Origin of the sequence: Chryseobacterium sp. NRRL B-14798 (assembly GCF_050470705.1) — a bacterium.
Classification (GTDB): Bacteria; Bacteroidota; Bacteroidia; order Flavobacteriales; family Weeksellaceae; genus Chryseobacterium; species Chryseobacterium cupriresistens.
This window is the reverse complement of sequence record NZ_JBFLUL010000005.1, coordinates 3,839,499-3,863,977: the sequence shown is the minus strand read 5'-3', so window position 1 is coordinate 3,863,977 and position 24,479 is coordinate 3,839,499. Positions and strand designations below refer to the sequence as shown.

The 24,479-nt window shown below is 33.0% G+C and carries 24 protein-coding genes and 3 pseudogenes; 14 read left to right on the top strand and 13 right to left on the bottom strand.

The window, feature by feature from the left end:
• Nucleotides 1-176 precede the first annotated feature (176 nt).
• Nucleotides 177-587, top strand: coding sequence for a Crp/Fnr family transcriptional regulator (locus AB1278_RS17780; protein WP_429816125.1), 411 nt, complete (start codon nucleotides 177-179; stop codon nucleotides 585-587).
• An 88-nt stretch (nucleotides 588-675) separates the two neighbouring features.
• Nucleotides 676-771 (top strand): hypothetical protein, encoded by a 96-nt coding sequence (locus AB1278_RS17775; protein ID WP_429816122.1) that lies wholly within the window; start codon nucleotides 676-678, stop codon nucleotides 769-771.
• A gap of 699 nt (nucleotides 772-1,470) precedes the next feature.
• Here the strand turns inward: AB1278_RS17775 and AB1278_RS17770 are convergent.
• Both AB1278_RS17770 and AB1278_RS17765 read right to left on the bottom strand, forming a co-directional pair.
• Nucleotides 1,471-2,058 (bottom strand): Crp/Fnr family transcriptional regulator, encoded by a 588-nt coding sequence (locus AB1278_RS17770; protein WP_429816119.1) that lies wholly within the window; start codon nucleotides 2,056-2,058, stop codon nucleotides 1,471-1,473.
• Between the two features lie 77 nt (nucleotides 2,059-2,135).
• The gene (locus AB1278_RS17765) at nucleotides 2,136-3,089 is read right to left on the bottom strand and encodes a beta-1,6-N-acetylglucosaminyltransferase (RefSeq protein ID WP_429816116.1); all 954 of its coding nucleotides are present in this window, start codon (nucleotides 3,087-3,089) and stop codon (nucleotides 2,136-2,138) included.
• 438 nt (nucleotides 3,090-3,527) lie between these two features.
• Here AB1278_RS17765 and AB1278_RS17760 point away from each other — a divergent pair, with 438 nt between their 5' ends.
• From AB1278_RS17760 to AB1278_RS17750, 3 genes are all read left to right on the top strand, one after another.
• Nucleotides 3,528-4,646, top strand: coding sequence for a DEAD/DEAH box helicase (locus tag AB1278_RS17760; RefSeq protein ID WP_429817389.1), 1,119 nt, complete (start codon nucleotides 3,528-3,530; stop codon nucleotides 4,644-4,646).
• A gap of 51 nt (nucleotides 4,647-4,697) precedes the next feature.
• Entirely contained in the window at nucleotides 4,698-4,892 is a 195-nt protein-coding gene (locus tag AB1278_RS17755) for a cold-shock protein (RefSeq protein WP_429816113.1), read from the top strand.
• Nucleotides 4,893-5,131: 239 nt separating this feature from the next.
• On the top strand, nucleotides 5,132-5,605 hold the full coding sequence (locus tag AB1278_RS17750; protein WP_429816110.1) for a MaoC family dehydratase: 474 nt from the start codon (nucleotides 5,132-5,134) through the stop codon (nucleotides 5,603-5,605).
• 76 nt (nucleotides 5,606-5,681) lie between these two features.
• On the opposite strand, the gene AB1278_RS17745 is transcribed toward AB1278_RS17750, so the two are convergent.
• From AB1278_RS17745 to AB1278_RS17710, 8 genes and pseudogenes are all read right to left on the bottom strand, one after another.
• The gene (locus AB1278_RS17745) at nucleotides 5,682-5,945 is read right to left on the bottom strand and encodes a heme oxygenase (protein WP_068944034.1); all 264 of its coding nucleotides are present in this window, start codon (nucleotides 5,943-5,945) and stop codon (nucleotides 5,682-5,684) included.
• A 43-nt stretch (nucleotides 5,946-5,988) separates the two neighbouring features.
• Nucleotides 5,989-6,786, bottom strand: coding sequence for a hypothetical protein (locus tag AB1278_RS17740; protein WP_429816107.1), 798 nt, complete (start codon nucleotides 6,784-6,786; stop codon nucleotides 5,989-5,991).
• A gap of 7 nt (nucleotides 6,787-6,793) precedes the next feature.
• Complete coding sequence (locus AB1278_RS17735) at nucleotides 6,794-7,024, bottom strand: hypothetical protein (protein WP_429816104.1); 231 nt, start codon at nucleotides 7,022-7,024, stop codon at nucleotides 6,794-6,796.
• Nucleotides 7,017-7,355: a cupin domain-containing protein gene (locus tag AB1278_RS17730; protein ID WP_429816101.1), complete on the bottom strand. Its 339-nt coding sequence runs from the start codon at nucleotides 7,353-7,355 to the stop codon at nucleotides 7,017-7,019. Before AB1278_RS17730 ends, AB1278_RS17735 begins: the two co-directional genes overlap by 8 nt.
• Nucleotides 7,356-7,495: 140 nt before the next feature.
• Nucleotides 7,496-7,714, bottom strand: a complete 219-nt coding sequence (locus AB1278_RS17725; protein WP_034692169.1) for a hypothetical protein — start codon at nucleotides 7,712-7,714, stop codon at nucleotides 7,496-7,498.
• A 443-nt stretch (nucleotides 7,715-8,157) separates the two neighbouring features.
• A pseudogene (locus tag AB1278_RS17720) lies at nucleotides 8,158-8,352 on the bottom strand (T9SS type A sorting domain-containing protein); the annotation flags it as partial.
• A 753-nt stretch (nucleotides 8,353-9,105) separates the two neighbouring features.
• Nucleotides 9,106-9,465 (bottom strand): hypothetical protein, encoded by a 360-nt coding sequence (locus AB1278_RS17715; protein WP_310400641.1) that lies wholly within the window; start codon nucleotides 9,463-9,465, stop codon nucleotides 9,106-9,108.
• Between the two features lie 140 nt (nucleotides 9,466-9,605).
• Nucleotides 9,606-9,824 carry a hypothetical protein gene (locus tag AB1278_RS17710; protein WP_034692169.1) on the bottom strand — a complete coding sequence of 73 codons (219 nt, stop codon included), beginning with the start codon at nucleotides 9,822-9,824 and terminating at the stop codon, nucleotides 9,606-9,608.
• 464 nt (nucleotides 9,825-10,288) lie between these two features.
• On the opposite strand from AB1278_RS17710, the gene AB1278_RS17705 reads away from it, so the two are divergent.
• Both AB1278_RS17705 and AB1278_RS17700 read left to right on the top strand, forming a co-directional pair.
• Nucleotides 10,289-11,386 (top strand): calcium:proton antiporter, encoded by a 1,098-nt coding sequence (locus AB1278_RS17705; protein ID WP_310400643.1) that lies wholly within the window; start codon nucleotides 10,289-10,291, stop codon nucleotides 11,384-11,386.
• Nucleotides 11,387-11,634: 248 nt separating this feature from the next.
• Nucleotides 11,635-11,868, top strand: coding sequence for a hypothetical protein (locus AB1278_RS17700; RefSeq protein ID WP_429816098.1), 234 nt, complete (start codon nucleotides 11,635-11,637; stop codon nucleotides 11,866-11,868).
• Nucleotides 11,869-12,671: 803 nt separating this feature from the next.
• On the opposite strand, the gene AB1278_RS17695 is transcribed toward AB1278_RS17700, so the two are convergent.
• Entirely contained in the window at nucleotides 12,672-14,939 is a 2,268-nt protein-coding gene (locus tag AB1278_RS17695; RefSeq protein ID WP_429816095.1) for a glycosyltransferase, read from the bottom strand.
• A gap of 45 nt (nucleotides 14,940-14,984) precedes the next feature.
• Complete coding sequence (locus AB1278_RS17690; RefSeq protein WP_429816092.1) at nucleotides 14,985-16,013, bottom strand: pesticidal protein Cry7Aa; 1,029 nt, start codon at nucleotides 16,011-16,013, stop codon at nucleotides 14,985-14,987.
• A 297-nt stretch (nucleotides 16,014-16,310) separates the two neighbouring features.
• On the opposite strand from AB1278_RS17690, the gene AB1278_RS17685 reads away from it, so the two are divergent.
• The 3 genes from AB1278_RS17685 (at nucleotide 16,311) to AB1278_RS17675 (ending at nucleotide 18,193) form a co-directional block, all read left to right on the top strand.
• Complete coding sequence (locus AB1278_RS17685; RefSeq protein ID WP_429816089.1) at nucleotides 16,311-16,871, top strand: helix-turn-helix domain-containing protein; 561 nt, start codon at nucleotides 16,311-16,313, stop codon at nucleotides 16,869-16,871.
• A gap of 501 nt (nucleotides 16,872-17,372) precedes the next feature.
• The gene (locus AB1278_RS17680; RefSeq protein WP_429816086.1) at nucleotides 17,373-17,642 is read left to right on the top strand and encodes a heme oxygenase; all 270 of its coding nucleotides are present in this window, start codon (nucleotides 17,373-17,375) and stop codon (nucleotides 17,640-17,642) included.
• 56 nt (nucleotides 17,643-17,698) lie between these two features.
• Nucleotides 17,699-18,193 carry a CinA family protein gene (locus AB1278_RS17675; RefSeq protein ID WP_429816083.1) on the top strand — a complete coding sequence of 165 codons (495 nt, stop codon included), beginning with the start codon at nucleotides 17,699-17,701 and terminating at the stop codon, nucleotides 18,191-18,193.
• Here the strand turns inward: AB1278_RS17675 and AB1278_RS17670 are convergent.
• Entirely contained in the window at nucleotides 18,185-18,388 is a 204-nt protein-coding gene (locus AB1278_RS17670) for a hypothetical protein (RefSeq protein WP_429816080.1), read from the bottom strand. The genes AB1278_RS17675 and AB1278_RS17670 overlap by 9 nt on opposite strands.
• A 159-nt stretch (nucleotides 18,389-18,547) precedes the next feature.
• Between AB1278_RS17670 and AB1278_RS17665 the strand changes: the two genes are divergently transcribed.
• The 4 genes and pseudogenes from AB1278_RS17665 (at nucleotide 18,548) to AB1278_RS17650 (ending at nucleotide 24,461) form a co-directional block, all read left to right on the top strand.
• Nucleotides 18,548-18,829: a helix-turn-helix domain-containing protein gene (locus AB1278_RS17665; protein WP_002980966.1), complete on the top strand. Its 282-nt coding sequence runs from the start codon at nucleotides 18,548-18,550 to the stop codon at nucleotides 18,827-18,829.
• Nucleotides 18,830-18,927: 98 nt separating this feature from the next.
• Nucleotides 18,928-20,379: a DUF3945 domain-containing protein gene (locus AB1278_RS17660; RefSeq protein ID WP_429816076.1), complete on the top strand. Its 1,452-nt coding sequence runs from the start codon at nucleotides 18,928-18,930 to the stop codon at nucleotides 20,377-20,379.
• A gap of 20 nt (nucleotides 20,380-20,399) precedes the next feature.
• Nucleotides 20,400-21,944: pseudogene (locus tag AB1278_RS17655) on the top strand (DNA topoisomerase); the annotation flags it as partial.
• A gap of 1,796 nt (nucleotides 21,945-23,740) precedes the next feature.
• Nucleotides 23,741-24,461 (top strand): annotated as a pseudogene (locus tag AB1278_RS17650) (PorT family protein).
• Nucleotides 24,462-24,479: the final 18 nt, after the last annotated feature.

Sequence of the window (24,479 nt, the reverse complement as noted above, 5' to 3'; positions counted from 1 at the left end):
ATGAAATTGTAGTGAAGATTAAATGAGTGGGGGATTTAGAAATGGTTTGAACATAAGATTTATGATATAATTACATACTTTCATAATTTTAATTATGGATGGCTTAAAATTTGTATCGATGTATTACCAATTTTAACTGAGATATTCGTATACAAACTATCATGAAATAATAAAATATGATTATCGATGAAAATCTTTTGCTCGAAAACGGAGCGGTTTATGAGAACTATTCTGCAAAGGAAATTATCTATCTATTGGGAGATTGTCCCCATTATTATTTCCAAATTGTAAGAGGAATAGTGGAACTGAATAATTACCATGAGGATGGAAAGGAATTTACTCAAAATATCCTCTCGGATGGGCAAAGTTTTGGTGAATCACTGCTTTTTAGTGATAACAAATATCCAACAAATGCTATTTCTAGAATAGAATGTACTATATTAAAGTTACGAAAGTCAGACTTTTTAAAGATGTTAGAGGAAAGGAAAGATCTAATGTTTTCCCTTTTTGCTTATCTTTGCGATCGGCTTTCTATAAATATATCATGCCTTTTAATAACTCATCCATTGACCCTATGTCAAAAATAAAGTCCTTGATGGATTATTACAAGGAGAGTTCACTGAGTAAAAACAATATTCATATGAAGTACCGCTAACCCGGCAGCAAATTGCGAATTTGACAGGTTTACGTGTTGAAACGGTCATTAGAACTGTAAAAAAAATGGAGAAGAAAGATATAATTAAGATTAATGGTGGTCATATTATGTACTAAATCGCATAAATTACGTTACCTAAATAAGCCTTCTGCTAATTGAAGGCTTATTGATTATACCCAACCGCTATTTTAGATAAGTATTTCTATACTTTTAACACGGGCTTTATTGTTTCGATTATAAAATAGATAGACTTGTAACTTTTTATCATCGGTGGTCTCTATAGTTAAAATGTACATTCTTCCATTAGCGAATATCTTCACAACTTAAAATCTTGATCGTAATCTTACGACTAATATATTTTTTTGTCTGGAAAAAGCTTCACTATATAATGTAAACTGCATGATAATATTATCTAACTCGCAAAGAGAATATGGATCTTGTATTTATTGCAATTTTCTTATTGTGTTTTATTTTTTGAAGAATTAATTAAAATAAATATTTTTTAAGATCTTGATTCTCATAACGATTCAGAAAGTATAATAATATGATTTTAAACATCTGATTTCTCTGCTAGTACATATTATGAATTTATTGTAAAATAAATCCTTATAATGTAGCTCTTAAGTAATAAAAGAGAATTCCATAATTCTTGACACTTTTATATAATAAAGCCTTGCAATGTTTATTATGCTATTACTTTAATAAGATATGCATTTTCTCAAATATTTTTAAATGTTGTTTTTACTAATCATGAAGGTTAATAAGTTTCATTTTTACCAAGTAATTTTTATTACCGGGAAATATGATAATATATATTAATAAAATATTTTACTATTGATAACCAGGAGTATTCCTAGATTTTGCAGTTTTTTAATTGTTCTTATAACAGTTTCCACTCTTAATCCTGTTAGTGATGCAATTTGCTGTCTGGTGAGAAATACTTGAAAAGAATCAGTCGGAGGTTTTGATTTTTTTAAGTAATTGAATAGATTCATTATTTTTTCGGACGGGCTTTCTGATGCAAATCCTTTCATCAGGTAGGTATAATGCATATTTTCTGCGGTATATTTGTATAAATCTAACAGTATTTTGGGATTATCTTTTAGCATTAAATCAAAGCCCAATTTTTCCAATTTGATTATCCTAGAATTCTCCATTGCAATGGCACTTACAGAATATGGATGTTTTAAGAACAGGAAAAGTGCTCCTAGACAATCACCTTGAATAGAAATGTTGTGAATAAATTCACGACCCGCTTTTTTCTCACTGACAATCTTCACAGTTCCTGTTGAAATTTGAAAATAAGAGAGTACGTCATCATTTTCTTTAAATACATATTTTCCCTTTGTAAAATTTACAATTTTAGCTCCATAGTTCATCAAAAGCTCCTCTTTTATCAGCATTAATTTTTATTTTAATTATTCATATGAAAATATTTTGTGTACAGTCTCTAATTTATTTACAAGTGTACAAAGTTTTCTTATGACCATTTGTCGTCGTGATCATTTCTCTTAAGTTCTCTTTCAACTTCATTAATTTCAGGTAAAGGAAGAAGATAAGTGTCATTAATATATTTTAGAATATTTTTATTTGTTTTATCATCTATTTTTCTAATGAAAAGGTTATTGGAGGATTTCAGAGTTTCGATGAAGTTGTCAGCATATTGGTCTTTACTAAAAAAAGTTTTTTCAATGACTGCTCTTTTATCATCATTCACAATAATATCACTAAAGGCTGTATTGAGGAGTACTGTCTGGAAAAATGATTCAGCTGGTAAAAGAGTGTGAAGGTAATAATCTTCAAAATCCATTACCCTTTTATTATTGGTTAAAAATACACAGGTTTCTCTTGTAAGGATAAGCCATTTCCCACCAATATAAGGTATAACTTCCTTCATAAATTCTCTTTTATAAATAAATGAAGATATTTTATGGGTCAGCTCTGTAAAATGATTTTGTATCCTTTGCAGTGTATCAGGCCTGTAAAATTTCTGGTCGTAATAAAAAAGATAATTTCTTCCGTTATTAACGGTAAGGAATTGACGGATAATATTTTGTGACTTGAGTGGGAAGTCTTCACCACTCAGGTTGATAAAATAATCCCAGTCATGACTTACATTCAAAAGATATTCCATCGCATTAAGTTCAGCCTGGATCATACTAAATCCTCCAGACACAATATTCATGCTTTCCAGAATATACACATTGGGGAAGTGTATTAAATATAATTGTATTTCTTCTGTAAATTCCGCTTTTGCTTTCCGGTCGATATGAATAAGGTAAAACTGATCCCTTGTATAAATTTTCTGAAACATCTCTTTAAATGCATCAGGTTTATGATGGATCATAATAAAGTAAGCAATTGTTACCTGCGGAGTTGAATGCAGATCGGTAGTTTGGGAATGGGGATGAGTTATGGGAAATGAAGTTTGCATGGGAGTAAAATTTAAAATCATCCGCAAAGGCAAACAATTCAGTTTATGTGCGTAAGGTACGAATATATTTTTGATAATCAGTTAATTAAATTTACTTTTGCCTAATTGTTTTGTTGTATATTTGCACTGCATTTATAAAACAGGTTTCTGCCTTTGCCATTCTGTAATAGTTTAAACTCACCATTTTTTCTTTCAGTTTTTGCTTTTTCAGCCACCCAATTATCAATCGGGTTTCGAATGTGAAAACACTCCACAAGTCTTTTCATCCTAGAAGGATACGTTATTGCAGGCTCATGAATACTACACAGGTATTTATCGGAAGTTAAGCAAGTAAAATGATGAAAAGAAAAGAATTTCTTTGTTCATCATTATGATACACCAATTCAAATTCTGAAAAGGGAATTTGCTTACAAAATATCGGGAAGACCGAACATTATGATGAGTTTCAAAAATTTAAATTTAATCAATCCTATTATCCGTGCTGTAACAGAAGCAGGGTATTCTAAGCCAACTGAAATACAGTATACTGCGATACCTCATATTCTTGCAGGAAAAGATATTATAGGATGTGCCCAGACAGGTACAGGAAAAACGGCAGCATTTGCAATGCCTATTCTTCAGCTGTTAAAAAAATATACCCCTGATCATAAAGAGATCAGAACATTAATACTTACACCGACCCGCGAATTGGCAATACAGATTGAAGAGAATTTTGCTGTGTACAGCAAATATTTACCTTTATCACAGCTTTCTATTTATGGAGGAGTTTCAGCAGGTGGTCAGCTTGCGGCTCTTAGGAAAAGAGTAGATATTCTGGTGGCTACACCCGGCAGATTACTGGATTTGGTTAATCAAAGACATATTGATCTTTCTAAAATAGAAATATTTGTTTTGGATGAAGCAGACAGAATGCTTGACATGGGGTTTATCAATGATGTCAAAAAAGTTTTAAAGCTGATTCCCCAGAAAAGGCAGACCTTATTTTTTTCGGCCACAATGCCTTCAGGTATAAGAAAATTTGCGGAAACAATTCTGAATAATCCGGTAAAGGTTACTGTAACTCCGGTATCTTCAACCGCACAAACGGTGAAACAATCCGTTTATTTTGTGGAAAAAAGAGATAAGACGGGTTTGTTGATTGATTTATTGCAAAATGAAAATATGAGGCGTTCACTGGTTTTTACCCGTACTAAGCATATTGCCAATAAGCTGGTACAGCAATTGGAAGGAGTAGGGATTTTTGCTGCAGCGATTCATGGGAACAAATCTCAGACCGCAAGACAGAATGCACTTGATGATTTTAAAAGCAGTAAGATTAAAGTATTGATAGCTACAGATATTGCCGCCAGAGGAATTGATATTGATGATCTTCCTCATGTAGTAAACTATGAGCTTCCCAATATTCCGGAAACATATGTCCACAGGATCGGAAGAACCGGAAGGGCAGGAACGGAAGGTACTGCTATTTCATTTTGCGATACCGATGAGCGCTTAGATCTTAAAAATATTCAAAAACTGATAGGATTCACAATGCCGGTCAGATCATTTTATAAATAAAATCTGTAGAGTTTACAGAAAACAATAAATAATTTTTTAATAATAATTACAATGCAACAAGGCACAGTAAAATTTTTCAATGAAGCAAAAGGCTTCGGATTTATTTCTCCTACAGACGGGAGTAAAGATATATTTGTACATTCTTCAGGATTAGACTCAAGATCAATCCGTGAAAATGATAAAGTCGTTTTCGATGTACAAAAGAGTGATAAAGGTTTAAATGCGGTTAATGTAAAACTGGTATAATTAAGCTTTAATATCATCTGTTTGAAATAAATATTATTTTCAATTTCAGTATTATATTTTTATATTTTTTTACAATTCAAAGTCCAGTAATCTTTGGAATTTGAGTATATTGTTTGAAAGAACATTGGTGTAAGTTAAATTACTTTTTATTTTCCATTATGTTCATTTACCTCTCACATAACGTGAGAGGTTTTTCAAGGAAGAATTTCAATCAGTCTAAATAAAAAAGACAGACAAACATGATTATCATTAACAATTTTAGAGAGTATAAGGCTTTTGAAGGACAAATGGTTGGGTTTTCTGACTGGCACACCATAGATCAGAAGCAGATCAACAGGTTTGCAGAAGCAACCTTAGATGACCAGTGGATCCATATTAATGAGGAAAAGGCAAAAAAAGAAGGGCCTTTTAAATCAACTATTGCTCATGGCTATTTGCTGTTATCACTGATCCCTTATCTCTGGAAACAAATTGCTGAGGTGAGAAATGTAAAAATGGAAATCAATTATGGAATTGAGAATCTTAAATTTGGCCAGGCTGTTCCTGTAAATAGCGATGTGAAACTACAGGCCACTGTGAAATCGGTGACAGATCTCAGAGGAACTATAAAAGTAGTGGTGGAAGCTAAGCTTCTTATAAGAAATCATTCGAAACCTGCCTATACAGGGGATGTTATTTTTCTTTATCATTTTTATAATAAGAAGTCAAATTAAAAAGATTAAAATACGGGGAGTTCCCCAATATCTTACTGTTTGGATTATGATTCTAACATTTGATTAAATAACTTTTTCATATAAAATCATAGTGATCCAGTCTTATCACAAAATAATGTTCAATTGTTTTTTGAGCTTTTTTGCACATTGATAAAAGATCATTTCCTGATGTATTGTCAAAACTAAAGTCATCATGGGTTTTTACGACATATTCGGTTACTATTTCAATATTCATTAAATCAATTTCCGTTACATCGGTTTTCAACCTATGCTCTTCTTTGAAGAAAGGAATTTTACGGAAAATAGAATCGTTAAACCGAAAGAGATGTATTGTTTTCATTTCAAAAATATTTAATAAGATAAAAAATTTAGGTGGAGGTTCATTAAGAAAACTTATCTTTCATTTTTCTGCTGATCTCTCTTTTGGATAAGGTACGTTCTGATGGTAATGGGCACATACCACCTGAAAGGATGTATAATATGCTGTTCCAAAAATTATTTTTTCTATAGAACCCATGACTGTAGTTAGTTAATACTTTTAAGTATTCATGTTCATATTCCTTTGCTTCCTGTAATGTGTAATTTTTTGGAATATTTTTAATAATATCCATAGCAGTTTGGTTGAAGATTTTAGGCGAATATTTTTCTATAAAGTTCAATTCAATCCTGCACATCCCGATAAGTGGAATGAGTAAAGAAAAAATTTCATCGTAAAAGTTACAAATATTTACTTTCCATGATGATCTTTCTTCTTCCGGTAAAATCTGAGTAGTCAATAGAATGAGTTTTTTATGGGTTACTTCCATTTCATCTGTATAGACTTCGTTTTGCTGCCAGAATATAGATGCATTGATTTTATTTTTTTTAGTAATATTTTCCAGTATATATTCAAACTGGATTCTAATATTCTGTATGTTCCCGCTCAGGTCTTCTAAAACAGACTGCCACAGGTTATGCTGGCTTAAACTACAGTATGTGCTAAATACCAATCTTGATTTGTTGATAAGCTGCTGTAATTCTTTTAACATTCTTAGAATCTCTTTAGCATCTCTTTCTAAGGTTATGTTTGTATTTCGTAGATAGAACAGCGAGGTAAACTGGGAATAATAGGATCTTCTTGAAATATTTTTTTTATTTCTGAGCCCTAATTTACTCTTTGGATGCTTAGTTAACTTTTTCATCAGAATTTTATTGTAAATCATTTTTCATGATAGCCCTTTTTTCAAAGGCCTTTTGCTGTATTATAAGGGAAATAAGATACTGTCTTAGATCTCTGATTGTTATATTTTTCTCTGTAAAAGAAAAAAATAGTGGTGTTTCGTCTAAAAGCTCATAGAGTTCAGGAAATTCTTTTTGAATTTCAACTGTTTTTTTTAATATCTTTTTTGTTAAAATAGATATGGTATTCAGATTATTCATAGCCGCTTTTTATTATTGTTAATATCATCTTAAAGCGCTTATTTCCTTTTATAGAATGAGATTTATGGGCAGGAACGATAATGCATTCACCTTCTTCCATAAAGTAAGAAGCTCCGTCTATAATGATTTCAGCTTTACCTTCAATGATCTGTGCAACAGTATCGAAAGGAGAAATCTTTTCAGGTAACCCTTCTTTGTCATCAAAAGATAAAACACTGATACTGCCGGTCAGTTTTTCAAGTATATTTTTACTGACTACAGAATTTGGAATGTAATCTACAATCAGGCTGGTAATATATACTTTTGATTTTTCAAGTTCCCTATGATTCATCGCAGTGGGTTTAAACATAAAATGTGCAGATGGTATTGTAAATAAAAGGGATAGAACTGTCTAATATTCCATCCCTTTTTCCAGTTAAAACTTTTGACAAATATGTCTTTTCATTGGCTTTAACTGTCCTTGAAAACAATTTATGAAAGATTGATTTCTTTGATAATATTGAGAACTTCTTCACGGTTTTTTCTTAATCTGTTTCCGATCCTCTCCAACATTTCCCTTTCTTTCCCTTCTTCAAGCTTCAGATCGTGGTCCGTTAATGTTGAAAATTTTTCTTTCAGTTGTTTTGACTGCTCGATCCAGGCTCCAGGAGTTTTGAAAAATTTGTCGCCTTTGTTTTGGTTTGTGTCCATAAGTTGGATTTTAGTGTAACTTCATTGCTACCATACAAAGATGGGTGTTTAATAGTCTATTGTATTACAGATTGTTTCTTTAATATTGCACATATCACACTTTTACAAAATTCCAGCTTATTTTTTAAGAATATGTAAGACGGTTGTTGAAAAAGGAGGATGTTATTATGTTAATACTTCCGGGAATAAAGAATAGATAAAAAAATATTGTAGTAGCTGTTACTAATTTAATCCCCAGCTCTAAGTGGAGATTGTTTATTTATTGTTACCAACTGAATATTGAGCATATTTGCTGCTTTCAATTTCATTTATACATGTTGATTTATCATAACCACCTTGATTTGTTGCGATGCTATGATAATATGCTGCAACAACTTTTGTAAATTTATAAAATGAGGCTGTTTAAATAAGAAACAGCCTTTTATTTTAGTTCTATCAGACGACTAATTTTTTACAACTTTTTCTTTTACATCTTTTCCGTCAACAGTAATTGCCTCAATAAAATAAACACCTGAACTAATTGTTGATATGTTAATTTTATCAGTATTAAGGTTTTTTAAATCTTCAACTAGGATGCCACCTGCACTATAAATTCTAATATTTTTCATTTCTTTGGAAAAGTATAAGTATTCTGATACAGGGTTAGGAAAATACCCTTATACTTAAAGATGGTATAGGAGTGTCTTTTATTCCCAGTACTGAACAATGACCTAAATTATTTATAAATGTTCCATTTCCTAATTATCCCTGTCATTGAATCCCCAGGTGCATAATGAATTAATTTGTTTTGTAATCACATTCAATATTTTTCCAATCACCTGAATTTTGACCCAATCATTGTTACGCATGCCCATAAAGTGCCGTTAGTTTTTAAGGTAAGATTATGATATATTGTTGTAGAAGTTTCCTTTCAATCATTCTCAAATCCTATTTGATGTGGGTTGAGGAGTCTATATAATTTCCTACGCCAAGTTGCCCTAATACATTGCTGCCCAAGACTATAAAGTTCCATTATTTTTTAAAGCAAAAGTATGACACTGCCCATTGAAACTAACTTATAATCTGTATCTTAGAGCTTTTGAAATTTATATTTCAACAAACATTTTTTTTAATCCTAATGCCTGGGAGTTTTTTTGTATAATAAAAACCCTCCTTGTTTAGGGGAGAGTCAAATGTACTATAGACTGTACAGATTTATGAGTTGTAAATGTATGTTTAATTAAATTGCATACGCACGAAACAAATTATACAATGTTAATTATTATTGTCGTATATGTAAAATTAATAAAATATACCACAATAATGATAATTTCATCAGATAGTGATTAATTTGGTATGCTGGTTGATGCGATAAAAAAAAAGTTTTATTTAACACACATCATTATAATTTATTATTCATTTTTACACTTTTTTAACCTCCCGATGCCCTGGGGAGGTTTTTGCATACTACACATGCCACATTTTTGATTACTTGTATTAAATGTCCGGTTTGCCGGAATTAACCGAATACTTACTCTATATTGAATATAAGGTTTTAGGAAGTTTTTATTTATTTCCCTTCTGGATTTTCTATTGGAAAAGGTAGGATATATTAACTTTTCAGATAACCCTTCTTTGTCATCAAAAGATAAAACACTGATATTGCCGGTCAGTTTTTCCAGTATATTTTTACTCACTACAGAATTTGGAATGTAATCTACAATCTGGCTTGTAATATATACTTTCGATTTTTCAAGTTCTCTATGATTCATCACTGTGGGTTTAAACATAAAAAGAGTAGATGGTATTGTAAATAAAAGGGATAGAACTGTCTAATATTCCATCCCTTTTTCCAGTGAAAGCGTTTGATAAATATATCTTTTCATTGGCTTTAATTGTCCTTGAAAACAATTTATGAAAGATTGATTTCTTTGATAATATTGAGAACTTCTTCACGGTTTTTTCTTAATCTGTTTCCGATTCTTTCCAGCATTTCCCTTTCTTTCCCTTCTTCAAGCTTCAGATCGTGGTCCGTTAATGTTGAAAATTTTTCTTTCAGTTGTTTTGACTGCTCGATCCAGGCTCCAGGAGTTTTGAAAAATTTGTCGCCTTTGTTTTGGTTTGTGTCCATAAGGTGGATTTTAGTGTAACTTCATTGCTACCATACAAAGATGGGTGTTTAATAATCTATTGTATTACAGATTGTTTCTTTTATGTTGTACATATCACACTTTTACAAAATTCCAGCTTCTTTTTAAGAATATGTAAGACGGTTGATCATAAAAACAGTTGCTTTGATGACTATTTATGAAGTAATGGAGATTTTTGAGCCTTAGGACATGATTACAAACCTAAAATACTACTATATAATTCCAAATAAGTGATTAATTAATCGTATCTTGCTGAATAACTACATTGAACTGATGATCCGGACTTTAAGTTCCGACCTATTCACTTTTTTCATTATTTGATATTTCCAGTATAACCTCTTTAGTCTGCTTCAAATCATTTATAGAAACTGTTTTGAAAAAGGGAATATCAATCTTGTGATTTTCTCCAAAGGACAATTCAATTGTAAAAAATATTATTGTTTTTATGTATATAAAAAAATATTTATGGATGTGGACGTTTTTGGTTCCTATTCTGGCGTGGTTATCTTATGTTGGCAATTTTGTTTTTTCATCAGGGTATTACTCTGTGATTCTTGCTTTATTTTTGATGGGAAGTGTTTTGGCAGCGGTGTATCATTCCGAAGTTATTGCCCATCGTTTGGGAGAGCCATTTGGAACTTTGCTTCTGGCATTTGCCATTACGGTCATAGAAGTAGGACTTATTATTTCTATTATGATGGGAGCAAAAGGCTTAGAAACCATTACCCTTGCCAGAGATACGGTTTTTGCTGCAGTAATGATAATCCTTACCGGAATCATTGGAAGCTGTATTGTGATAGGTTCGTTAAGATATAGGGAACAAAGCTTTACACTACAGGGGGTAAGTACGGCACTCATTACGCTTACCTCTGTGATTATTTTTGTGCTCATTCTCCCTAATTATACGGTAAGTCATCTCGGAGGTGAATATACCTCCTTTCAATTGCTTTTTATTGCCTTAATTTCTTTAGGGCTTTATCTTGGATTTACTATGATCCAAACGTTTAGACATCAAAGCTTTTTCATTTCTCCAGAGAACAAACTATCCAAAAATCAGCCTGTTCAAAGTAATCATGAAATGATTTCGCGAAAACAATTGTATATCAGTTGTATATTGTTACTATTATCCCTGGGAATTGTCGTTTTGCTGGCAAAGCTTCTTTCAAAGGATGTTGAGCATATAGTGGTTTCCGCGGGTGCCCCCAAATCTCTTGTAGGTATCATTATTGCTGGTATTGTTCTTCTTCCTGAAGGGTTGGCTGCATTCAGGGCTGCAAAAAGTGATCAGATCCAAACCTCATTAAATCTGGCTTTTGGTTCTGCTTTGGCCAGTATCGGACTCAGTATTCCTGCTATAGCCATCATATCAGTAATAACCGGTATAAGAATGACATTAGGAATAGATATTAAATCAACAATACTTTTAGGACTTTCCCTTTTTATTATTACTGTTTCACTGGCAACAGGCAGAACCAATATCATGCAGGGGATTGTACTGATTGCTATATTTTTAATTTATCTTTTTATTACAATTGTACCATAAACCTATTTAAGTGATACATTATATAGCTTGATATGTACAGAAACAGCATCTTTAGTTTATATGATATGGTGGTTATATAGAATATATTTCATCAAACTCAATCCACAAAAAACTTTTGAAGACTCAGGGAAATAATTTTTCCTTACCAAACAAACCGTTCTTTTAATTAACCACCGTCGGAAATCAAGTTAGAAAAAAAGTACTCAGAAAATAATAAAAAGATTTTGCAATAAAAATTATTTATCGATATGACCAGTAAAAAATATTACTTCCAAGATAAAAGTCAGAATATTATATCAGAAGATCAGTTAATTGGAAAAAAGATGGATGAGATAGAATGTTTTCTTGCTGATTATCAATTACAAAAACTACATACAATAGAGCGTGTTTATATCCTGAAAAAAACATTTTTCGGAATATTTAAAATAAGACTTTATTTATATCTTAGTGAAGATACAGTATATAATTATACTATTCAATAAACATAAACATTGTTATACTTTTATTATTCTTCCCATTATAGCTTTATATTAAAACTCACATTTCTTTGGGATACCGATACTTGTTTTATTTTGCTTTGATGGTCTTTGAAAGCTATAATGTTATATTTTGTTGTTTCCTGTACGGCAGAGCCCCTTTGTAATTGTTAAATCATCTATTTCATTATAAGATTTTTATGTCTTGTACTAAGCTTTTTAATAAGAGTTCGGCAGTTTTGGATATCTTTCTGGAATTTTCAAACTAACGGTTACTTTCTACTCGATAACTTTTTTATTACAACTGGATTCTTGGATAATAATAAATTGGCTGATTTCTTTTGGCTACCTGTGGTTTTTCATAATTATTGCTAATTGTGCACCTTAGTTAGTAATTATGATTTCCTATATGAAAGTCTTATTAGCCTCCCTAATGGCCCTATAGTAGATTATATAACAAAAACCCTCCTTTTTAGGGGAGAGTCAATTGTACTAATGAGAATGTACAACTATTATGAACAGTAAATGTAGGTGTTAATCAATTACATTTATATGTTGCAAGTCATACGATTCTATTTATTTTTGTCGTATATGTAGTACAATTAATACCGTTATTTTAACTCTTCTTAGGGAGGTTTTTTATGAATAACTTTTTAATATGTCATTTCTGTGGATAAATGACCAACATCAGTGTTTGATCAGAAGTTTGACTGTTGGTTGGAATTACCAGTAAACTAATACTTTGCAGGCTATTGTCATGAATGCTATACTTATTTTCATTACAATGGATTACAACATTAATTATGCTATTACTTTTTAAAACAAAGCCTTGCCATGAGGTAGCTTACCGTGGATTCTGCTCCCTGATTAAGATTAACATTTTTCTCTTCAAGCCCATCATAACATCCACCTGTTGCAGGGTTATAAATAATCTGATGCAAATGATTCTTTCCTAAAAACCAACTAAAAGCATTCCTCATCATCTGCAAATATTTTTCATCATTAAAAACCTTGTAGAATGTAGATAAGGTTAGTATGGTATAAGCAACGTCAATAGGCTGTTCACCACCAATTGGTTCAGGACTATTAATCGTTTCTTTCTGCAGCCATCCTTTGTTAGATATTACTTTAATGCCTCCCTTACTAAATGTTTTAGAAAGCAAAAACTTGAATGATTCATTGGCAACCTGTTTATACATTTCGTCCTGGGTTGTAATCCACGCACACAATAAAGCTTCAGGGAGTACGCTGTTTCCGTAAGTAAGATAGCTTTCAAACCAATGCCAGTCTTTATGTTTCTCATGCTGATACATTTTTACCAGTCTGTTAGCCAGCTTTTTCAATAATGGAATATTGTTTTCAGAGTTTTGATAATGCAATCCCTTTATAATAAAAGCCATTGCACGGGTAGAATGAATTTTATCAATAGACGGAAGACATTTTTCAATGATGGACTCTGCTTCATCAGAAAACAGTCGTGGTAAGATTGCTTTTGTAGAAAGAAGGTATCCCAATGCCCAGATTGCCCTGCCATTGGAGTCTTCAAGGTTGGTTTCGTAGTTTTGTTGCGCAAATTCCTTGTCTTTATTTACATAGTTTAGAAAACTACCATCTGTTTGTTGACAAAACTTTATTACATTCAGGTAGGTTGAGATTAAGTCAAGATCAGATTCATCTCTGCTTACTTCATAATGTCTGCAGACTACAATCAAAGCACGGGCATTATCGTCCAAAGTATACCCGGAATTGATATCAGGTTTGTTGATTTTAGAAAATTGGATCATTCCAAAATCCGTTGTCATATTTTTGATATGGCTAAGATTGATAATCGGGAATGTATAGTGTAATGTCATTTTGTCTTTGTTGTATTGTTGAAATAATAAGGCGTGTGAAATAGAAGAATTCTCCCAGGCTGTGGGAGCCATTTTTTCCAGACTATTTGATCGTAATTTTTCCTGAGCAGTTTCATTTTTCAATAATGTATTCACGGCAGCAGTAAGCTGTTCCGGAGCTTCAAAATCAATAATGATTCCCAGGTCTTCATTTAAGACTTCCAAAGCATGAGGAATAGGGGTGGAAACAATAGGGCATCCACAGCTGATGGCATAGGAAAAAGTACCGCTTACTGCCTGATTTCTGTCTTTTGAAGTGAAAAGATAGATATTGGTAAGCTGAAGATAATCTAGCAACTCATTCAAAGGTAGATATTGGTTGATAAAGTACGTATGTTTTTCCAGATGAAGCCTCTTAATAGTATCCTGTAAAAAATCACGGTACTTCTCTCCTTCATATTTAATGATTCCGGGATGGGTCTTTCCGATAATCAGGAACATTACATCCGGATTTTGGGAAACGATTTCAGGCAGAGCTTCTAAAGTGGTTTCAATATTTTTCCCAGCACCCAGTAAACCAAATGTTGAAAGTACCTTTTTATCTTTAAGTCCGTATTTTGTTTTCAGTGAAATTTTATCGATAAATGGCAGCAAATGGGTACCGTGGGGTATCACTTTAATTTTATCAGATGAAATATCATAATCATTGGTAAGGATATCCGCAGAAATACCGGTCATGACAATAATAGATTTTACGAAACTGCTGATTTCTTTTACCTTTTCTTTTAATTTGGGATCAGGTTTCGGAAGAACCGTGTGAAAAGTAATGATGAGGTCTTTCTGTAAATTTTGAAGGAAAAGGAGTAATCCGTCTTGGGTTTCGTTGAAAAATCCAAATTCATGCTGGAGCATAACCAGTTGAATCCTGTCATTTTTGTTGATTTTATCAGCCAGCTCCAAGTAAGATATGGCATCGGATGTATTTAAGCGATATGCTGGATCTGCTTCATATTGATAATGCTCATCCTCAGTTTCCATCGGGCAGGTAATGATGCTAAATGATTCTCTGAATTTTAACTTAAGGGATTGTATCAAATCCTGACAATAGGTTGCAATACCGCACACCTTAGGAGGAAAAGTACTTATAAAGATAATTTCAGGTTTATGATAAAATGTGTTTTTATTACTTTGTACAGATCGTCTTTTTGTCTTTTCCTCCACGTCTGATTTTATATTTTTATTCATGATGATATCTGTTTTAAAGTCTGACATCCTGTATTGAATAGTCAGTTATGGTGTATACCGTAGTAATTCTTTCAATAATTCTGAAATACTTAAAGAAGCAACAGCAATTCTTTGATCTGCTGCTCCATAGTAAACATGGAGTGTATCTCCTTCTACGATGGCTCCGGTAGGGAAGCAGACATTGTTTACTTCTCCCTTCTGTTCCCATTCTTCTTCTGGTTTGAAAAGAGGGTAAGGAAGCCTTGAAATTTCCTTTTCGGGATTATTAAGATCCAGTAAGGCAGCACATGCGCTGTAAACATACCCTTCAATGGTATCATGTACCCCATGGTATATCAAAAGCCATCCATGCTTGGTTTCTATAGGGGGACATCCTCCGCCAATATAGCTTACTTCATGCTCATATTGAGGAGCTAATACAATATGTTCTTTAAAATGAAGGAAGTAATCTTTCCAGAAATCAGGATTCAGATCTTCAATGCTTTCTATACCTGCAATTTGGATATCAGGTCTTATGCGATGAAGAAAATAAAGCTTACCGTTAATTCTTCTTGGGAAAAATATGACATTTTTGTCCCAAAGAAAGATCTCTTTATCTTTTTTATGAGCAGACGGGAGTTTGTTGAAACGTTTGTATTTTTCTCCTATTTCACCTTGGGACTCCGATAAAAATCTAAACTTGTTATATGGAATTTTGGGAACAATTATCCCCTGTTTTTGCCATGAAGTAAGATCCTCTGATACGGCAAGTGTTCCCAATGCGTTAACCCCATCATAACTTGTATAGGTAATATAAAATAAATGATCGATTTTTACGATTCTTGGATCTTCAACCCCATGTTTTTCATATTCAAACTCGGGAATGATCACCGGACTGCTCAATCTTGTTTCTATGGTCTTATAATCTGATAATATGCAGTATCCGATACTGGAGAAATTATTCCTGGCAAGAGCCCTGTAGAATAAGTGTATTTTTCCGCTATCCTGAATGACAGCAGGGTTTAAAACACCCTCACTCTCAAAGTCTAAAGTTGTTTTTCTAAGTATAATTCCGTCTCGTTTTACAGATACCAATCAGTTTACGTTATTTCGGGCTTCTTGTTCCCTTTCTCTTCGTTTACTCATTTTATCCTCCCGTTTCTCTTTTGCGGATTTTGCGGGTGGAGTCTTATCTGATTTCTTTTTTCCGTCTTTTTCTTTTGACATTGTGAAAATATTTTTTTGTTACCTGTAAATTTCAATCATTAAAAAAGGAAAGCTTTGCAATTGTCTTTTAATTTGTTGTATAAATCATAGATATTTCCAATTTAATAGACTAACTTTGGGTAAATGGCTGTTAATGAAATAATTGACGGGTAAATCGTAAGGGATATGAAGTTGTATATAAAATATATGGTAAGTTTGCGCTGCAAAATGGTTGTCCATCAGGAATTGGAAAAACTGGGCATTAAAAATGCTGTCGTCGATTTGGGAACAGTAGAATTGTTGGATGATATTAGCTCAGAACAAAGACAAATTCTGAAAGAAAATTTACTTAAAACAGGGCTTGAGGTATTAGATGATAAAAAAAGCATCCTGATAGAAAAAATAAAAAATGTAGTCATAGAAATGATTCATTATTCAGATGAACTTCCAAAAGAAAATTTCTCAGATTATGTAAGTGAAAAATTAGGATATGATTATACTTATCTGGCAAATACCTTTTCTGAAGTGAAAGGAATGACGCTTCAGCATTTTATCATCATTAATAAAGTAGAAAAGGTAAAAGAATTATTGTTGTATGATGAGCTCAATCTTACGGAAATCTCCTATAAACTTAATTACAGCAGTGTGGCCCATTTGTCTAACCAGTTTAAAAAGATCACAGGGCTTTCTCCTTCATTTTATAAGCAGCTGAAACAAAGACGCCTTGGCAATCTGGAAGACTTATAAAAGGTGGGATATATGTAAGATTATTCCAGATATATATAGTGTAGTCTATACTGAAACGGCCATCTTTGTAGTATAATAATCAGGAATTTATCAGATCCATTAAAGTTTATAGTACGATAAATAGTACAATTTTACAAAGGAAAGTATAGCGAGCAGTTGAAAGTATATATGGTACAAAATGCTGGTCTCCGGTATTAGAAAACATTGTAATAGTAAAAAAACTAGGGAAACGAATATACACCATGATAAAATTAATAGACTTAGGGATTCTCAACTTTAATAATGAGCTTATTAAAATCTCTATAAAATAGGTAAATCTATTTTCAGAAGGTTTTAATTAATTAAGGATAGGAACCTCTGGTTTCTGTCCTTTTTAATCCTATTGATATATAATACATTTCATCAACTGAATCCAAAAAAAATCTATTTGAACATTCATGAGTAACCACCATGTTTATATATAAAACAGACTTTCTTATTATCACCTTAACACTAACAGTCATGAAAACAATACATCTTTTTCAATTTAAGAATTCCATTTCCCGAAAACCTCCCTTTTTTAAGGAAGAATGCAGATTAGATAATTTAAATGATTTAATGGCTTATGATCTTATGAACACTGAAAAAGTGACTGAGTTCATTATTGAGGTTCATGACGATTTTATTTTTGAGGATATGACCAGGGAAGATCTTTTGTCAATGTGCGTAAATGCCAAGGAAATGATTGAGCATTATTTTGTAACGACCATGAATGACTATGACGTTATCTGAGCATTGATTTCAGCAGTGTAAAAAGCTTTTTAGATTAACATTAAATTTTAGATGCAATGAAATTTCAGCAAAATTTACTTGATTATATCAGTATTTCACTTATTACAATGAATGAAACAGTATCTGTAGCAGAAAGTGTCACTTCGGGATTGATACAGCTGGCTTTTTCCCAGATGCCTAATGCGAAACTGTTTTACAAAGGAGGAATAACGACTTTTACAGTACCTGAAAAAGTTAACTTTTTAGATATCAACAGTATTGAAGTTGAGGAAAACGGCTTTGAGACCCAAAAAATGGCTGATACAATGGCTGTAAAGGTCGCTGAATCATTTGGGACAGATTGGGGAATTGCATCTACGGGATATGCTACATCTGTAAGAAATTCAGGCTTTAAAGTGTATTCATTTTGCTCATTCAGCTATAAAGGGGAGATTGTTCTTTCGAAACGTATAGAACTTCATGAGAAGACTCATGCATTAGATTCGCAGTTATATTATACTGAATTCATTTTAGGGTGTTATAAAAGTGCGCTTAACCAAATATTAATTTAAAAGTATATCATGTGATTCAACAAAAATGCCTGATATTTGGGTGTACCTAAAATCTTGAGTAGTTAATTCTATATTTTTACTCGCTGCAAAACGGATAAAGTCAAGAATTATTTTTTCATTGTCTTTCAATGCCTTTTCTGCTTCTTTTTCCAGTTGCTTAATATAATTTTCTCTAAAATCAGACATTTCACTCATAATCGGTAGTCCTTACTATTAAATGCTTTGTAAGTTACGATGCTTTTGGTTAAGATTTCATCATTCAATATTCTTTTTTCATTACTACGAAAAACTAGTGATTTTATATGATTTCTCTTGTTCAATTTTACATCACCAATAATCATAAAAATCACCGTTATGAATATCGAAAGAACAGAGTTTATAGCCTGGATGGAGAGAATCATGGAAAGATTTGATCTTCTGAAAGAGCAAATGCTTAAGAACCAATCCAGATTTATAGAAGTAGACGGGGAGCAGCTTCTGGATAACCAGGATGTTTTACAGCTTTTAAAAATAAGTTCCCGATCATTACAAAGGTATAGAACTGATAAAAAACTGCCTTACTATACCATCAGCGGAAAGCTGTACTATAAGCTTTCTGATGTCCATCAATTGATCAGAGAATGTTTAAATTCTTGATAGTAACAAGACATCCACAGCCAAATCATTCATCACCATTCCAATCTTTTAGAGCATCATAATTGAGCTTATACCTTGGTTCCATTAAATGAAATACAATGGAAAATGAATTGATAAACCATCAGGAACCTAATGAACTCAAACCAGCAACAGAAACACTCCTTGTCCTAAACATTCAAACCAACCAGGTTGAGATGGTCAAAGGTGTAGATAAAGAAGGTAATCTTCAAAAGGTTCCTCCACAAGAAAAAAAGGATAACGACCCGCTAATTAGGGTAGATAAACACGGTGATATTTTCTCCAACTTCTTTTCCAACTTTTACCGGCAGCTTAAAAATCCTACGCATTTCAACTTTTTCAAAGTTTCAGAATATGATGCCGTCAATACCGCTAACGATCTTCAAAAATATGTTGATCAGGCATCCCCTGAAGAAAAAGAAAAGCTAAAAGACTACGAAGTTTTACCTCAACATAACAACAATCCAAAAAATCAAAATACAATGGACAACAACACAGACAATCAGGAGTACCGTTTTCAGCCTGAACAAATCGACTGGAAAACGATGGAGAAATTCGGACTTAATCAGGAGAAGCTTGAAAAAATGAATGCGATGGATGCATTACTCAGGGGATTTAAAACCAATACATTAATTCCGATCACTATTAATCTGGGAACGGCAGTAAGCAAAATGGATGTTCGATTATCTCTTCAGACAGGAGATACAGGACAGGTTGCCGTTCATCTGCATGGAATCCGAAAGGAGCCCAGTCTCAATAATAAATTTCTGGGTCATCAGTTCACGGATGAAGACAAGAAGAATCTTAAGGAAACCGGGAATATGGGCAGGGTAGTAGATCTGGTCAATCCTAAGACGGATGAAATTATTCCATCTGTCATCAGCCGTGACCGACTCACCAATGAACTCGTAGCTTATCGAGCGGAGTACATGAAAATCCCTGATGAAATCAAAGGAATTAGGCTTGATGAACATCAGAAACAAACCCTATTGGAGGGAGGACCATTGTATCTTGAAGGGATGACTTCCAAAAAAGGTGAACTTTTCAATGCAACCGTACAGTTCAATGCGGATAAGCGGTATGTGGAATTTCTGTTCAATAATAATCAGAATCAACAACAAAGTCAATATCATCATAACCAACAGCAAGCTCAACCTACGGCTCAAGAAGTACCCAAAGTATTCAGAGGAAAAGAACTGGATGATTCACAGTATGAAAAGTTCAAAGCCGGGCAAACCGTTTACATTGACGGTCTTACCGATGCTAAGGGCAAAGCCTATCAAGGCTATATTACCTTCAACAAAGAAACTTCCAAAACCGATTTCTCCTTCAATCACTCTAATAAGCTCAAAGAAGAGGCAAAACCTACAGAAGATCATAAGACCCAAACTGCGGTTAACACCCAAGGTAAAACGAATGAAGCTACTAAAAATGTGAAGGAGCCTTTAGAATCAAAACAGCAGCAGCCTGCCAGTCAACAGCAGGAAGACCAGCAAAAAAAGGTTAGAAAACCAAGAGGACCCAAACTATAATAAACATCTAAATCCATCATATGAAAGCAATCATCGCAGAAAAACCGAGTGTCGCAAGAGAAATCGCACAATTATTAGGAGCCCATGAAAAGAAAGATGGTTATCTATCCGGTAACGGATACTGTGTCACTTGGGCATTGGGACATTTGATATCGCTAGGAATGCCGGAAGATTATGGTATAAGAGGCTTTAACAGAGCCTCTTTGCCTATCTTTCCCAACCCTTTTATCCTGACTCCCAAAAAACTAAAGAAAACAAAAGGCTATGAGCCTGATCCTTCCGCTTTAAAACAACTCAACACCATACAACAAGTTATCAACCAATGCAGCAGTATCATTGTCGCAACAGATGCAGGAAGGGAAGGAGAGCTGATCTTCCGCTATATCTATCACTACATACAGTGCAATAAACCTTTCGAAAGGCTCTGGATCAGCTCCCTTACGGAAAAAGCAATACAGGACGGTTTTAAAAACCTTCAGCCAGGCGATGCCTTTGACGGTTTGTATCAAGCAGCTAAAGCCAGAAGTGAAGCAGACTGGCTGGTAGGAATCAATGCTACCCAGGCATTAACCATCGCAGGAAACCAAGATGTTTATTCATTAGGCAGAGTGCAAACCCCAACCCTTGCTTTAATCTGTCAACGGTTTCTTCGGCATCAAAACTTCACCAAGCAAAAATACTTTCAAATCCAGCTCAGTCACAGAAAAGAATATACAGATTTTAACAGTCTTTCGTTATTAAATTGGGAAGAAAAAAAGCAGGCAGAACAAATCCAAAAGTCTATAGAGCGAGAGGGTAGAGCTGTTGTAGAAGATGTATCTGTTAAAACAGTACAGGAGCAATCTCCCTTGCTTTTCGATCTTACTGAACTCCAGAAAGAAGCCAACAGGAAACTGGGGCTTTCTGCTGATGAGGTTTTACAAACAGCCCAAAGCCTCTATGAGAAACAGTTCATCACTTACCCCAGAACCGGCAGCAAGTATATTCCTGAAGATGTATGGAGTGATATTCCTGAGCTGGTCAGAATACTGAATCAGACCGAACCCTTCAAAGCAGCCATAACCCATCTAAAATTTGGAAACTTCAACAAGCGGATCGTGAATGATCTAAAAGTTACCGACCATCACGGATTACTCATAACCACCAAAACACCTTCCGCACTTAGCGCTACGGAAAAAGCCATTTATGATATGATTGCTTACCGTTTATTAGAATCCTTGTCCCATGCCTGTACCAAACAAGTCAGCCATATCATCATCAAAGTACATCATTATGAATTCCAGATCAAAGGCTCTACAATCCTAGAGAAAGGCTGGCGAGCCATCAAAGGAATTCTATCTGACAATGAAAATTCCAATAATAAAAATGAAGTCCTTACTGAACTTCCGGAATTCAAAACAGGTGATGAACTGAAGATTTCAAAAACCGAATTACTTGAAAAAACAACCCAGCCTCCCAAACTTTACACAGAGGCTGACCTCTTATCAGCGATGGAAAATGCAGGCAGATCTATTGAAAATAAAGAAGAACAGAAAGCGCTATCCAATATCGGCATCGGAACCCCAACGGATGATTTCTCGAATTTTTTTAAAGAAGATTTATTGCGAATAGAAAGTATATATGAATATTTTGATTCTAGAGATAAGGATTTCAAAATTTATATAAATGTCCCGTCCTGAAATAAGTTGACAGTTAATCAAATTATTATGAAAAATCAAGAATTAAAAAGTGAAAAATGAACACAAAGAGACTACAGCATTGGCTTTATATTAAAGGTAGTTTCTCAGGTAGAAAACGACAGTTATACCTATAAAAAGGCCCAAAGGAGTATGGTATAGACAAATTTTTCCCCAAAGATACGCTCCAATTATTCCGTTTACTTTTGTTTTTTGAAAAATATTCATAGTTGCCGGAAAGGGCATAATAATTTGGAAATAGAATTAGAAAATAACTAAATTTTTAAATTACGCAGGCACAAGAAAATTTAGCTCCGCCTTACTCGGAGCATAAATAAATATGAAGACTGTTCTTATCCTTTTTGATAATTGGGATAGATCATTTCATTTAAACTTAATCCAAAGCTGGTAGACTTTGTAGAGCAAAGAGATTAAAAAAACGATATTTAAGAATGAAATCTTCAAATGTCGGTCTTGTGACCAATACGAGTGTATCTTCAAACACTTATAGATGATTTAGGTCGTTTGAGCCATATTAATCAAGGATTGCAAAGCTCACTTAGGCCGGATAATTTTCATATACTTTAAATTACTTGCAAAATAATTTTAAGTATTAAAAATGATGGAAAGGTAAGTTTTCAGAAATTGACATGTTTGGTCCTTAATTAGCTTCAATAGTCTTCTAGCCACCGCTGAGGTTTTACAAAAAATGTAGAAGAATATTTAAAAGAATCTTTGTATTATAATTTGAATATTTGTCTGAAAATATGTTCAATTATTTCTTTAAACAAGAGATAAGGGACTGGTTGCTGTAACCATAGCGTCAATCATTCTTACTGTTGTATAATCAACGATGTCATTTAAAAGAACCTTTGAAGTGAGGTCTTACTATATTTGAACTTATACTCAACAGTAATGTTTACATAAGATTTACATTTACCAACAAAGACGTGCGAAAAATGAAAACAAATATACAAGAGGTAAGTTTGCTATCGTTGTTATTCACTAAGCTCTTAATCATTATATTAAACTTATTTCTCGTTGTAGTGATAATATTATGAGGGGTAATTTTTGTTGATTTATCACTTTGTATTTAATTTAGAGCAGCAACACACTACGTAATTATTGGTTAGTTAGATTTTACAAAAAAAACTTTAAAGAAATTTTGTGAACGATATATCTCATAAAAAACATGCTACATTGTAATAACTAAGATTCAGTCAAATTTCATGGAATAGCGCTTATATCTCGGAAAATATATTAGAAAAACTGTTGTTTTTTACAATCTGTAATATGGATCGTGCAAAACTCGTAAAAAGTTTTCCTACATAAACTGTTTACTGATAAGAGCTGTAGAGTACAAGTTTTTGATTTGAAGCAGACATATGCATTTTTTAAAATTAAATTATGATTTTAAAGGAATAAAAGTGCAAACTTCATGCTTTGGTATTATAGTTATTCTAGCGGTATTTTAATGATAATGCAAGGATTTCTTGTGGGTAGAAATCTTTAATGAGATAGAGACCTAAATGATCGTGTATAAGGGATTGCTGATGAACCGAATAGCTATAGGTTAGTATCGCAAATCAAATAAAAAATAAGTTTTAAGAGCTTGATGGATTCAATCGTTTTTGTTATAACAATCACTTTATACTTTGGATTATATAAATTTTTAAAATAAGGTTATGAAAAAGAGATTATCTAAAATTTTTTGTCTTGTTTTTTTTTTTTTCTGTTGATACAGTAGTAACAGGGCAAAATATGCTGAACGTAAGTTTGGATACTGGGTACACATATAGTGTATTGAATTCGAATGTTTCAAATCTTGTGGATTCAAAATACGACGGACGATATGGTTTTGGACTGAATTTGTCAGGGGAATATATAATCTGGAAATCACTTTTTGTGTCTGGAGGATTATTTTTTAGGCAAAAGAATTATAAGTTTAAAAGAACAGGAAGCCGTACAGGATGGTATACGTAGTATAACAATAATTTTTTAATCTTTCCTTTAATGGTTGGCGCTTATATCCTGAATGATCCACATAAAACTCAAGGAGTATGGTTAAGTGTTGCAGGAGGAATGTATACGGATTATTGGCTAGGAATGAAAAGAAAAGGGAGGTATCCTGTTTTTGGTGAACTGCAGGAAGATACAACTTTCAATTATACGCAAATTTCTGATATATATGATTTTAAGAAAAATGAAAACGAGATCAATCGTTGGGGATACGGTTTAGCGGGCTTAGTACAAGTAGGATATTCTTTTAAAAAGTTCGACGTTTACGGTTCTTACAATTATCACTATGGACTTTCGGATATTGATAAAACCAATGCCGATAAAAACCGTAAATCCACACTCCGCTCTTATATGATTTCTATAGGTACATCTTATAAGTTTAAATAACAATATTTCTATAATTTA

Coding starts and splice junctions, on each gene's coding strand:
- AB1278_RS17780 (WP_429816125.1), top strand. CDS start 177: ATGATTATCGATGAAAATCTTTTGCTCGAAAACGGAGCGGTTTATGAG.
- AB1278_RS17770 (WP_429816119.1), bottom strand. CDS start 2,058: ATGCTGATAAAAGAGGAGCTTTTGATGAACTATGGAGCTAAAATTGTA.
- AB1278_RS17765 (WP_429816116.1), bottom strand. CDS start 3,089: ATGCAAACTTCATTTCCCATAACTCATCCCCATTCCCAAACTACCGAT.
- AB1278_RS17760 (WP_429817389.1), top strand. CDS start 3,528: ATGAGTTTCAAAAATTTAAATTTAATCAATCCTATTATCCGTGCTGTA.
- AB1278_RS17755 (WP_429816113.1), top strand. CDS start 4,698: ATGCAACAAGGCACAGTAAAATTTTTCAATGAAGCAAAAGGCTTCGGA.
- AB1278_RS17750 (WP_429816110.1), top strand. CDS start 5,132: ATGATTATCATTAACAATTTTAGAGAGTATAAGGCTTTTGAAGGACAA.
- AB1278_RS17745 (WP_068944034.1), bottom strand. CDS start 5,945: ATGAAAACAATACATCTCTTTCGGTTTAACGATTCTATTTTCCGTAAA.
- AB1278_RS17740 (WP_429816107.1), bottom strand. CDS start 6,786: ATGAAAAAGTTAACTAAGCATCCAAAGAGTAAATTAGGGCTCAGAAAT.
- AB1278_RS17735 (WP_429816104.1), bottom strand. CDS start 7,024: ATGAATAATCTGAATACCATATCTATTTTAACAAAAAAGATATTAAAA.
- AB1278_RS17730 (WP_429816101.1), bottom strand. CDS start 7,355: ATGAATCATAGGGAACTTGAAAAATCAAAAGTATATATTACCAGCCTG.
- AB1278_RS17725 (WP_034692169.1), bottom strand. CDS start 7,714: ATGGACACAAACCAAAACAAAGGCGACAAATTTTTCAAAACTCCTGGA.
- AB1278_RS17715 (WP_310400641.1), bottom strand. CDS start 9,465: ATGAATCATAGAGAACTTGAAAAATCGAAAGTATATATTACAAGCCAG.
- AB1278_RS17710 (WP_034692169.1), bottom strand. CDS start 9,824: ATGGACACAAACCAAAACAAAGGCGACAAATTTTTCAAAACTCCTGGA.
- AB1278_RS17705 (WP_310400643.1), top strand. CDS start 10,289: ATGTATATAAAAAAATATTTATGGATGTGGACGTTTTTGGTTCCTATT.
- AB1278_RS17700 (WP_429816098.1), top strand. CDS start 11,635: ATGACCAGTAAAAAATATTACTTCCAAGATAAAAGTCAGAATATTATA.
- AB1278_RS17695 (WP_429816095.1), bottom strand. CDS start 14,939: ATGAATAAAAATATAAAATCAGACGTGGAGGAAAAGACAAAAAGACGA.
- AB1278_RS17685 (WP_429816089.1), top strand. CDS start 16,311: ATGAAGTTGTATATAAAATATATGGTAAGTTTGCGCTGCAAAATGGTT.
- AB1278_RS17680 (WP_429816086.1), top strand. CDS start 17,373: ATGAAAACAATACATCTTTTTCAATTTAAGAATTCCATTTCCCGAAAA.
- AB1278_RS17675 (WP_429816083.1), top strand. CDS start 17,699: ATGAAATTTCAGCAAAATTTACTTGATTATATCAGTATTTCACTTATT.
- AB1278_RS17670 (WP_429816080.1), bottom strand. CDS start 18,388: ATGAGTGAAATGTCTGATTTTAGAGAAAATTATATTAAGCAACTGGAA.
- AB1278_RS17665 (WP_002980966.1), top strand. CDS start 18,548: ATGAATATCGAAAGAACAGAGTTTATAGCCTGGATGGAGAGAATCATG.
- AB1278_RS17660 (WP_429816076.1), top strand. CDS start 18,928: ATGGAAAATGAATTGATAAACCATCAGGAACCTAATGAACTCAAACCA.